Source organism: Tessaracoccus caeni (assembly GCF_029211185.1).
GTDB lineage: Bacteria > Actinomycetota > Actinomycetes > Propionibacteriales > Propionibacteriaceae > Arachnia > Arachnia caeni.
In genome coordinates, this window is the sequence record NZ_JARGDO010000017.1 from 99,594 (window position 1) to 109,536 (window position 9,943).

11 protein-coding genes are annotated in these 9,943 nt (G+C 65.8%); 6 read left to right on the plus strand and 5 right to left on the minus strand.

The genetic code is table 11. The annotated features are described in order from the left end of the window. The first annotated feature begins 4 nt into the window (after positions 1–4). From P0D62_RS14600 to P0D62_RS14610, 3 genes are read left to right on the plus strand one after another with little or no spacing between them, the layout of a single operon-like run. Positions 5–1,030, plus strand: a complete 1,026-nt coding sequence (locus P0D62_RS14600) for an ABC transporter ATP-binding protein (RefSeq protein ID WP_275703284.1) — start codon at positions 5–7, stop codon at positions 1,028–1,030. Then, entirely contained in the window at positions 1,027–1,830 is an 804-nt protein-coding gene (locus P0D62_RS14605; protein ID WP_275703285.1) for an ABC transporter permease, read from the plus strand. Before P0D62_RS14600 ends, P0D62_RS14605 begins: the two co-directional genes overlap by 4 nt. After that, positions 1,823–2,647 carry an ABC transporter permease gene (locus P0D62_RS14610; RefSeq protein WP_275703286.1) on the plus strand — a complete coding sequence of 275 codons (825 nt, stop codon included), beginning with the start codon at positions 1,823–1,825 and terminating at the stop codon, positions 2,645–2,647. The genes P0D62_RS14605 and P0D62_RS14610 overlap by 8 nt, the downstream gene beginning before the upstream one ends. A gap of 76 nt (positions 2,648–2,723) precedes the next feature. Here P0D62_RS14610 and P0D62_RS14615 read toward each other — a convergent pair whose 3' ends face one another. From P0D62_RS14615 to P0D62_RS14630, 4 genes are all read right to left on the minus strand, one after another. Next, a complete protein-coding gene (locus P0D62_RS14615; protein WP_275703287.1) occupies positions 2,724–2,987 on the minus strand; it encodes a ribbon-helix-helix protein, CopG family in 264 nt (87 codons plus the stop codon). A 78-nt stretch (positions 2,988–3,065) separates the two neighbouring features. Continuing rightward, complete coding sequence (locus tag P0D62_RS14620; RefSeq protein ID WP_275703288.1) at positions 3,066–3,890, minus strand: carbohydrate ABC transporter permease; 825 nt, start codon at positions 3,888–3,890, stop codon at positions 3,066–3,068. Beyond that, the gene (locus tag P0D62_RS14625; RefSeq protein ID WP_275703289.1) at positions 3,887–4,816 is read right to left on the minus strand and encodes a carbohydrate ABC transporter permease; all 930 of its coding nucleotides are present in this window, start codon (positions 4,814–4,816) and stop codon (positions 3,887–3,889) included. The genes P0D62_RS14620 and P0D62_RS14625 overlap by 4 nt, the downstream gene beginning before the upstream one ends. A gap of 23 nt (positions 4,817–4,839) precedes the next feature. Beyond that, positions 4,840–6,138 carry an ABC transporter substrate-binding protein gene (locus P0D62_RS14630; RefSeq protein ID WP_275703290.1) on the minus strand — a complete coding sequence of 433 codons (1,299 nt, stop codon included), beginning with the start codon at positions 6,136–6,138 and terminating at the stop codon, positions 4,840–4,842. Positions 6,139–6,220: 82 nt separating this feature from the next. Between P0D62_RS14630 and hemW the strand changes: the two genes are divergently transcribed. Then, entirely contained in the window at positions 6,221–7,429 is a 1,209-nt protein-coding gene (gene hemW, locus P0D62_RS14635; protein ID WP_275703291.1) for a radical SAM family heme chaperone HemW, read from the plus strand. Here the strand turns inward: hemW and P0D62_RS14640 are convergent. Beyond that, positions 7,426–8,460, minus strand: coding sequence for a LacI family DNA-binding transcriptional regulator (locus tag P0D62_RS14640; RefSeq protein WP_275703292.1), 1,035 nt, complete (start codon positions 8,458–8,460; stop codon positions 7,426–7,428). The two genes, hemW and P0D62_RS14640, sit on opposite strands and share 4 nt — an antisense overlap. Before the next feature lie 261 nt (positions 8,461–8,721). On the opposite strand from P0D62_RS14640, the gene P0D62_RS14645 reads away from it, so the two are divergent. Together P0D62_RS14645 and P0D62_RS14650 are read left to right on the plus strand one after the other, a co-directional pair. After that, positions 8,722–9,618 carry an ABC transporter substrate-binding protein gene (locus tag P0D62_RS14645; protein WP_275703293.1) on the plus strand — a complete coding sequence of 299 codons (897 nt, stop codon included), beginning with the start codon at positions 8,722–8,724 and terminating at the stop codon, positions 9,616–9,618. 117 nt (positions 9,619–9,735) lie between these two features. After that, a partial coding sequence (locus tag P0D62_RS14650) for a transposase family protein (RefSeq protein WP_275703294.1) occupies positions 9,736–9,943 on the plus strand: 208 nt, incomplete at its 3' end.

The following is a 9,943-nucleotide window of genomic DNA, read 5'->3' on the forward strand; positions in this document are numbered from 1 at the left end:
CCGGGTGACGTCGATCCCTCAAGAGAGCCTCAAGGCCGCTGAGCCGATCATTCACGTGCGGGATCTGACCAAGGTCTTCGAGCGTCCGGTGGAGCCTCAGGGCCGGTTCACGACGCTGCGTCGCCTGTTCTCGCGGGCGACGACGCGCAAGGTCGCCGTGAGCGGTGTGTCCTTCGACATCGCGCCCGGGGAACTCGTCGGCTATCTGGGTGCCAACGGAGCGGGCAAGTCGACCACCATCAAGATGCTCACCGGGATCCTGGTGCCCACCTCCGGCGTCGTGCAGGTGGCCGGTCGCGTGCCGTCGAAGGACAGGAAGGCCAACGCCGCGCACATCGGGGCCGTCTTCGGGCAGCGCAGCCAGCTCTGGTACGACCTGCCGCTGCGCGACTCCTTCGAGCTGATCCGCGACCTCTACGGCGTTCGGCCCGACGACTACCGCGAGCGCCTCGACATGTTCGTCGAACTGCTGGGAATGGACGACTTCCTGGACACCCCCGTCCGCTTCCTTTCGCTGGGGCAGCGCATGCGCGGCGATCTCACGGCGGCCTTGCTGCATGCGCCGGAGATCGTCTATCTCGACGAGCCCACCGTCGGCCTGGACGTCGTCGCCAAGCGGCGCATCCGGGAGTTCGTGGCCGAGATCAACGCCACGCTCGGCACTACGGTGATCCTGACCACCCACGACATGGACGACGTGGAGGCGCTGTGTCGCCGGATCATCATGATCGATCAGGGCACGGTGCTGTTCGACGGAAGCCTGGAAGACCTCAAGCGCCGCTACGTGCACGAGCGGGTGCTCACCGTCACACCGGCGGAGGGGATCGATCCCGCAGCGATCGTCGTCGACGGTGCCTCCGCCTCGGTGGCCGACGGCAAGGCGGTGCTGGTCCACGATCCTGAGCGGATCGGCACGCCCGACCTGATCGCCCAGGTCACCTCGCGCTGGCAGATCGTCGACCTTGCGGTCACCGAGGCGAGCCTGAGCGACGTCGTGGCCAGGATCTACGCGGAGGCCTCCGGGCGATGAACCGCACGTCATGGCCCGCCGTGCGAGGCTGCGTCCGCAACGCCGTGAAGACGTCGTGGGCCTACCGGATCGACCTGGTGACCGCCGTGACCGGGCTGTTCATTCAGGTCTGGCTGCTCACGGCGGTGTGGCGCGCCGTCTACGGCGGGGCCGGCGAGGTGCGCGGCGTGGAGCAGAGTCAAGCGGTCAGCTACGCGGTGCTTGCCGCCTGCCTGCAGGTGGCGCTGATGCCGTGGGAGTTCTCCGGACTCGACCGACGCGTGCGCACCGGGCAGGTGGGCGTGGACATGATGCGGCCGCTCGGCCTGGTGGGGCAGGTGTTCGCCCAGAACGTCGGCACCTTGCTCGCGCGGTTGCCGATCGCCGTGATCGGGATCGTGTGGGCGGTGCTGATCGGGGCGCTGAGCCTGCCGCCTCGACTCGACGGCGTCGGGCTCTGGTTGCTCGCCACGGTGCTCGGGGCCACCATCACGTTACTGATGAATCTGCTGATGTCGATGGCGTGCTTCTGGTCGCTGGAGATCGGCGGCTACCGAATGCTCTACCGCCTCGGCTCCGGGCTGTTGTCCGGCGCGCTGATTCCCCTGTGGTTCATGCCGGGCTGGCTGGCCGGGGCCTTGGACTGGCTGCCGTTCCGCGCGCAGATGTTCACACCTTTGTCGATCTACTTCGGGAGCACGACAGGGCCCGCAGCCTGGCTGGCCATCGGGGCTCAGGCGGGGTGGATCGTCGTCATCGTCGTATTGCTTCGCGTAGTGTGGCGCCGGGCCGAGCGCAAGGTGGTGATCTTCGGTGGCTGAGTCCGCTCGGAAGCTGCCCGGCACGCTGTCGGCCTGGTGGACGCTGCAGCGCGCGGCGGTGCGCTCGCAGGCGCAGTATCGCTCCAACTTCCTGGTCGCCTTCATTGGCGGCCTCACCTACCAGGGCATCCAGGTGGTGTTCGTCGCCCTCCTGCTGCACAGCTTCGGGATGATCGGCGGCTGGGGCTTCCGGGAGATCGGCCTTCTGGTGGGCATGCGCCTGACCTCTCACGCGATTTACGTGGTGCCCTTCGCGTCCCTGCTGCAGACCTCGGAGGTGGTGCGCAGCGGCGAGTTCGACCTGCTCCTGCTCAGACCGGTCAACCAGTTCGTCCAGATCGTCACCCGGCGCTTCCACATCATGGCACTGGGCGACGCGATCCTCGGGTTCGTGGCTCTGGTGGGCTTCGCGATCCTGGCCCCGGTGGACTGGACCTGGTGGAGGATCGGCTACCTCGTCCTCGCCGTGATCGGCGGCGGGATCGTCGAGGTGGCGATCCAGGTGCTCATCGCCTCGATCGCGTTCCGGGCGACGGTGGTCAACTCGCTGCACTATCTGGCGGACACCGTCGTGACCACCTTCGGCGTCTACCCCTTGACCATCTTCGGTCCGGGCGGGCTGCTCGCGCTCTGTTTCGCGTTCCCGCTGGGTTTCATCGCCTATCTTCCCGCGGCCGCTCTCTTGGGACGCACCGACGGCGTCCCGCTGCCCGACGCCGTGATCTGGGCCTCGCCCGCCGGCGGATGGCTGCTGCTTCCGCTCGCGCTGACGCTGTTCACGCGCATGGCCAAGCACTACCAGAGCCCGGGCGCCTGAGCCTTTTCGGGAGAGAACGGATGAGCCGCTTTGCTAGCCCAGCTAGCCGAGCAGGCGTGACTACTGGGGCGAACGATCATGCGACGTGTGACCACTCCGCGAGTGCGGCGCGGATGGCTTCGGAGCGGTTGAGGTGTTCTCGTTCAGCGCGAGCCATGACGGCGGCCAGCTCGTCGGTCGTTAGTCGCACGGGGATCACCTGGGATGGCTCAGCACCTCGTGCCGGTCGGCCAATCACTCGCTTGCGCAAGTCTTCGACGTCGTATCCTGCTTCGGCTTCGGCGACCCATGCATCAACTTCGGCCTCCGAAACCTCGCGACCACTCATCTTTCGCGTCATGACAGAAGTGTAATACGAAAGCTGGCGTGAGGACAGCAGGCGCCTCGACGAGTATGCCCAGGGCAGGGGCAACAGACCCTAGCGGAGCCCGGAGGTGGTGAGGCCCTGCACCAGGAAGCGCTGCAGGATGAGGAAGGCCACCAGCATGGGCAGGATCGCGACGAGCGAGCCCATGAACAGCTCCGGCATCTTCACGCCTTGGCTGGTCATGAACTGGCTGATCGCCACCTGGACGGTGCGGCGCTCGTCGCGGCCCACCAGGTTGGGCCAGAGGAAGGCGTTCCAGGAGCCGATCAGGGTGATGGCGCCGACGGCGGCGACGATGCCCGTCGAGTTGGGCACCACGATCCGCCAGAAGGCCGTCCACGGATTGCAGCCGTCGATCAACGCGGCGTCCTCGAGTTCGACGGGGAAGTCAAGGAAGAACTGCCGGAACAGGTAGGTGGCGAAGGCTGAGAACATGCCGGGGATCACGAGGCCGCGGAAGGTGTCGATCCAGCCGAGCGAGGCGGTCATGATGAACATCGGCAGGAAGGTGGTGGCCGCCGGCACCATCAGCGTGAAGACGGTCAGGCCCAGCAGAGCGCGGGCGACGCGATGGGTGTAACGGGCCAGGGCATAGCCCGCGAGCAGGCTGACGACCAGCGTGCCCGTCGTCTGCAGCAACGCCATGCCCGCAGAGTTCAGCAGGCCGCGTCCGATGCCGATGTTGTCGTTGGCCAGCATCGAGTACAGGTTTGTGAGGTTCAGCTGGTCCGGCAGCCAGTTCCAGCGCGGCGCCGTGATGTTGGGCTGCGTCGAGAAGGCGTTGCGCACCAGGATGTAGAACGGCAGCAGGAAGAACAGGGCCAGCGCGGTGAGCAGGCCGTAGCGGAGAGCGGTGAGCGCGGGGGAGTGCTTCATCGCAACGCCGCCTTGCGTTCCTTGCGCTCGGAACGTCCGAGCACCCAGTTCTGGGTCACGCCGAACAAGACGATGATGGCGGTGACGATCATGGTGCCGGCTCCACCGACGCCGAGATCCTGCTGGCCGCCGCCCAACGAGATCAGGTACAGGTGCACCAGCGGGGGCCGGGCATACGGCGGGTAGCTGCCGATCGAGCCCAGCATGTTGTAGAACTCGTCGAAGGCCTGGAAGGCGTTGATGAGCAGCAGCATCAGCACGGCGACGCTGGTGGCGCGCAGCTGCGGCAGGGTGATCCAGCGCAGCATGCGCCAGCCAGAGGCGCCGTCGAGAGCTGCGGCCTCGTAGGTGTCCGGTGGGATCCGCTGGAGGCCGGCGATGAACAGGATCATGTAGAAGCCCACCTGTAGCCAGAGTCGCACCGAGACGATGGCCACCCAGTAGAGACTGTTGCCGCCGCCGAGCCAGCTGATGGGCTCGGCGCCGAAAGCCCTCCCTACCTGGTTCACCAGGCCGAATCGGGCGCCGTGGAAGAAGCTCATCCGCCAGATGACGGCCGCCACCACGTAGGACACGGCGGTGGGGATGAAGAAAACCGATCGGAAGAACGCCTGGCCGTGTTTCAGATTGTTCAGCAACAGGGCCAGCGCCAACGAGCACACGAAGGTGAGCGGCACGATGAACACCGCGAAGGCGATGAACACACCCAGCGAGTTGAGGAACATCGGGTCAGACAACAGGTATTGGTAGTTGGCCAGTCCCACGAACTTCGTCGGGTTCACCGTGTTGCGCGCCTGGAAGAAGCTGAGGTAGGCGCTCCAGACGATGGGGATGTAGACGAAGATCAGCAACCCGATGAAGAAGGGCGCGACGAACGCCAGGAACCAGAGGTTCTGGCCCTGGCGTCCGCGCAACCGCTGCCACATGAGTGTGCCGATCTCCTTAGAGGTCAGGAGTTGAGGTTCTTCAACTCGGCGACGACCTGCTCGCCGAAGGGCTCGAAGGTCTCCTTGGGATCCTTGCCGTCACGGATGACGGCGCTGAGCGCAGCACCGAAGGCCTCGCCCACCGCGCCCGACCACATGATGTCGTTGGCGAAGCCGTGGTCGTTGACGTAGCGAGCCGCGTCGGCACCGGGGCCTTCGGCCAGCTTGGTGGCCTTGGGCACTAGGGCGTTCTTCGCGGGGATGTGGGTGCCGTAGGAGTCGGAGAAGTCCACCTGGTACTCGTCCTGCTCGATCCACAGCCACTTGACGAACTCCTTGGCCGCGTCGACGTTGGGGCCCTTGGCGGCGACGCAGGCGCCGAAGGCACCGAACGGCACCGCCGGGCGACCCTTCGGGCCGATGGCCGGGAACGGAAGGGCCGCGATGTCGTCGCCGAGGGCCTCTTGGATGACCGGTAGCGACCAGAGACCGCCCCACTGGAAGACGGCCTCGCCGTTGGCCATCGCGTCGGGCGAGTACCACTCGGCGGACGCTGCCGAGAGGATGCCGCCCGACTCGCGCAGCTCGCGGTAGGCGATCAAGGCGTTGTAGAAGTCGTCGGTGAGGAAGGCGGCCTCGGTGCGCTCCGCGTTCAGCTGGTCGTGGCCGGAGGCCCAGATCAGCAGGGTGCCGAGCAGGCCGATGTCGTTGCCATCGTTGCCGGCGAACAGGCCGCCGATGTCGGCCGACTTGGTGGCGTTGATGGCCGCCACTAGTTCCTCGAAGGTAGTGGGCGGCTCGACGCCGGCCTCCTTCAGCAACGAAGGGCGGTAGTAGAGCAACTGCATGTCGATGGTCTGCGGGATGCCGTGCACCTTGCCGTCGAAGGTGAAGCGGTTCATCACGGCTTCGTTGAACTCGGAGCGATGGGGTTCGATCAGGTCGGTGAGGTCCGCCAGCTGGCCGGCGCGGATCATGTCGAGCGAGCCGCCCTGCTCCACCTCGAAGACGTCGGGGAGGTCGTTGGTGAGCAACTGGGCGCCCAAGACCTTCGAGTAGTCGGAGACCACCCAGTTCACGGAGACCTTCGCCTTGTCGTAGGCGGCCGCGTAGCCTTCGACGGCCTCCTTCACGCCGGCCTCGTCGTACTGGTGGTACCACTGCGAGAGCGCGGGGAGTTCGCCGGTCGCCGACGCGCTACCCGAGGTGGAGGGCGCGGTGCTGGACTGGTCGAGGGGATTGTTGTTGCCGCACGCGGCCAGGGTTGCGGTGGCTGCGAGTCCGCCGCCGCCAAGAAGAAGTGAGCGTCGTGAGAGTTGCATGCGGCTACTTTGGCAGTAGTCAGCGCCTAACGCGAGGGTTATCGGCGAGTTTCCCCGAAAGAGAACCCGTAGCATGGGGGCAATGAGTCCCCAGTTGCCCGATGGCGACGCGGCGCCCCCGGACGGAGCGCTGCCCGCATCCGCGCTCGCCGCGTTGGCGACGACGCCCTTGTCGGCGTACGTGCATGTGCCGTTCTGCCGGGTGCGCTGCGGCTACTGCGACTTCAACACCTACACGCCGCAGGAGCTGGGCGGACTCGCACCCAGCACCTATGTGGACGCGGCGATCGCCGAGATCCGGCTCGCGCGACGTGTCCTGGGGGACGAGGTGCCCCGGCTGGAGACGGTGTTCTTCGGCGGCGGCACCCCGACGATGCTGCCGGCGTCGGAGCTCGGCCGTCTGCTGGGCACGCTGCGCGACGAGTTCGGTTTGGCCTCGGATGCGGAGGTGACCACCGAGGCCAACCCCGAGACGGTGGACCCGTCCTACTTCGAGGAACTGCGCGAGGCCGGGTTCACCCGCATCTCGCTGGGCCTCCAGTCGGTGGTTCCGCACGTGCTACGCGTGCTCGAGCGTGCCCACACGCCCCGTCGTGGGCTGGATGCCGCGGGCTGGGCCGTCGACGCGGGCTTCGAGCACGTCAGCCTCGACCTCATCTACGGCACGCCGGGCGAGAGCATGGACGACTGGCGGCGCAGCCTCGACGCTGTGCTCACCGCCCCCGTCGACCATGTGAGCGCCTACTCGCTGATCGTCGAGGAGGGCACTCGACTGGCCGTTCAGGTGCGGCGCGGCGAGGTGGGGATGCCCGACGACGACGATCTGGCCGACAAGTACCTGGTGGCCGACGAGACGCTCGCCGCGCTCGGCTTCGACAACTACGAGGTCTCCAACTGGGCCAGGCCCGGCGGGGAATGCCGGCACAACCTGGCCTACTGGCGAGGCGTCAATTGGTGGGGGATCGGCCCCGGCGCGCACTCTCACATCGGCGGCGTCCGGTTCTGGAATCGCAAGCACCCCCGCAGCTACTCGGCGGAGTTGGCGGAGGGGCGTTCCCCGGCGCTGGCCCGCGAGGTGCTGACACCGGATGAACAGCGCGTCGAGGAGGTGCTGCTGCGCCTTCGTCTTCGAGAGGGATTGCCGCTCGACCTGCTCACGACGTCGGAACGCGCTCGGGTGAGTCGTTTCGTCGATCAGGGCCTGGCCGTGATCGACGATCGGACCCTATGCCTCACTCGCGACGGCCGGCTCCTGGCCGACGGCGTCGTCCGTGACCTCCTGGACGGCTAGGGATCCGGCGTCGGGACGAGCTTCCGATCACGGGGCGGCGCCACTGACTCGCGAACCGTGAGCGACGGCGTCAAGACCACCCGCTCGGTGGTTTGGCCGTTGGCTAGTTGCGACAAGAGAAGATCGGCGGCTCGACGCCCTTTTTCGAGCACGTCTTGGCGCACTGACGTCAGCGGCGGCGCCGTCATCTCTGCGAGGAGAATATCGTCGAATCCCACCAGTGAGAAGTCGTCTGGAACGTGGAGGCCTGCCATCTGTGCCGTCCTGAGGAGGCCGACCGCGATCGTGTCGGCAGTGGTTACCGCCGCAGTGAATCTGCGTGGGTCAGCGAGGATCGTTGGCGCGATGCTGGAGGCGTTCGAGTATGTGGTCTCCGAATGGAAAGCGGCCTTGACGGTGCCAGGAGCCTCTGACATCGCCTGCTCGAATCCTGCCAAGCGATCCTGGATGACCCCACCTGTGTGAGCGAGCGGACCCACAAATGCGATCCGACGATGGCCTGCTGACAGGAGGTGTTTCGTGGCGAGGTAGGCCCCGGCCTTGTCATCGAGTCCCACGGTGGCGACCGGATCTGGCCCGACTGCGTCGATGAACACCATCGGTACGTCATTCACGGCGCGTAGTTCCGATACTTGATCGGCAAGGATGCCGAAGAAGATGGCGCCGTCGGCGTTCCACGCACCGATTTGGCGCGCGGTGACCATCACGTCGTCCACGGATGAGTGCACCATGAGGTGTTTGCCTGCTTCTGAGATGCGTTGTTCGACGGCATGCAGGAGGAGGGAGTCGTGGGGGTTGCCGAAGCCGAACTGCCTTGAGTTCGGGCCCGGGTAGATGAACACGACGATGCCTGACCTGGCGGCTGATAGTGCACGCGCGGCGGCGTTGCGTTCGTAGCCCAGCTCCTTGACGGCCTGCATGACCCTGCGGCTGGTCTGCTCCGAGACCTGACCCGTGCGGCCGTTGAGCACGTTCGACACGGTCATCTTCGTGACTCCCGCGACTCGAGCCACATCCTTGAGAGTCACCATGTGCCCATGGTAGTGGCCGCCGGATGGTGGGCTCGGCGTTGCTGCCGTCTGGCACGGACGGCTGTGGCGGCCCGAGACCAGACAACATAACGATTTGATAACAACAGAAATCGAGGTAGACAGACCTATACCGGTAAATGTACGGTCACCTATACCGATATAGGTAAGTCGATGAGATGTGTGCCATAAGCCGTCGACAAGACGAGGAGGTCCAGGCCCCTGGCGTCGTCCATCGACAACGACACGAGAGAAGGATCAACGATGAAGTTCCTTAGATCACGCCGCCTTCTGGCGGCTACCGCGCTCGCTGTGACAGGAGCGCTCGCCCTCTCGGGCTGCTCGAGCGGCGGCGGTGACCCGAGTAGTACCTCCGCGGGTGGCAGCAAGTACGTCGTCATCCCGAACGAGGCGGTTGCCACCTTCGAGCGCAACTTCAATCCGTTCTCGGGAGGCCTGGAGTTGACCGGCCAGGCGATCTACGAGCGGATGCTCATCTTCAATCCGGCCGACGGCACCACCACGCCGTGGCTGGCAACCGAATGGGAGGTTGCCGACGACGCCACGTCGGTGACCTTCCATTTGCGTGAGGGCGTGAAGTGGTCCGACGGTGAGGCATTCGATGCGCAGGACGTCGTGACGACCTTCAAGCTCGCCCAAGAACTCGGTGGCCATGAGTATCTCGAGTCCGTGGAAGCGGTCGATGATCACACGGTGACCTTCACCTTCAATCGCCCCTACTCGCCGGGACTCTGGGGTACTGGGGAGCAGATTCTGGTCCCGGATCACATCTGGGCCGATAAGCCCGACTGGCAGAGCGATACCAATGAGACTCCGGTGGGCACTGGTCCGTATACGGAGGTGTTGAGCTTCCAGACCCAGTCCTACGATCTGGGGCCTAACCCGCACTACTGGCAGCCCGACAAGCAGAAGATCCCCGGCGTCCGGGTTGTTGCGATCCCCGGCAACGACGCGGTGCTTCTGGCGGCCAAGAACGGAGACGTGGACTGGCCCACACAGTTCTTCCCCAACGTCGAGGAGTCGTTCGTCGCGTCGAATCCCGAGCACCATCACTACTGGTTCCCCACCGTCGCCAGCACGATCATGTGGCAGATGAACACCACGCGGGCGCCCTCAGGGTGCCGTCAAAGTCGTGTGTAGGGGCGCCTGACTAGGTGATTTGCGTGATTCTCGGCGTGGTGGACGCAAGGGACGCGGCCCCAGTAGCGAGGATGTGGGTGTTCAACGTCCAAACCTCGAGCCAAGGAACCGCGTCCGGTGACATCTTCCCCTGTCACGGCGTGTGCTGTCGAGCCGAAAGTCTTGCGCGCCGCCCGATTGTCCCAACTGTTCACCCATATCCCTGACCCCCGCAAAGCGCGGGGACGGCGACACGCGTTGCCGGTGGTCCTGGCGCTCGCGGTCGCCGCGGTCGCTGCTGGCGCGAAATCGATCTACGCGATCGCCGACTACGCTGCCGACACCG

Bases quoted from the DNA above. Each gene is read 5' to 3' on its own strand.
- P0D62_RS14605 (WP_275703285.1), top strand. From the start codon at position 1,027: ATGAACCGCACGTCATGGCCCGCCGTGCGAGGCTGCGTCCGCAACGCC.
- P0D62_RS14615 (WP_275703287.1), bottom strand. From the start codon at position 2,987: ATGACGCGAAAGATGAGTGGTCGCGAGGTTTCGGAGGCCGAAGTTGAT.
- P0D62_RS14620 (WP_275703288.1), bottom strand. From the start codon at position 3,890: ATGAAGCACTCCCCCGCGCTCACCGCTCTCCGCTACGGCCTGCTCACC.
- P0D62_RS14625 (WP_275703289.1), bottom strand. From the start codon at position 4,816: ATGTGGCAGCGGTTGCGCGGACGCCAGGGCCAGAACCTCTGGTTCCTG.
- P0D62_RS14630 (WP_275703290.1), bottom strand. From the start codon at position 6,138: ATGCAACTCTCACGACGCTCACTTCTTCTTGGCGGCGGCGGACTCGCA.
- hemW (WP_275703291.1), top strand. From the start codon at position 6,221: ATGAGTCCCCAGTTGCCCGATGGCGACGCGGCGCCCCCGGACGGAGCG.
- P0D62_RS14640 (WP_275703292.1), bottom strand. From the start codon at position 8,460: ATGGTGACTCTCAAGGATGTGGCTCGAGTCGCGGGAGTCACGAAGATG.
- P0D62_RS14645 (WP_275703293.1), top strand. From the start codon at position 8,722: ATGAAGTTCCTTAGATCACGCCGCCTTCTGGCGGCTACCGCGCTCGCT.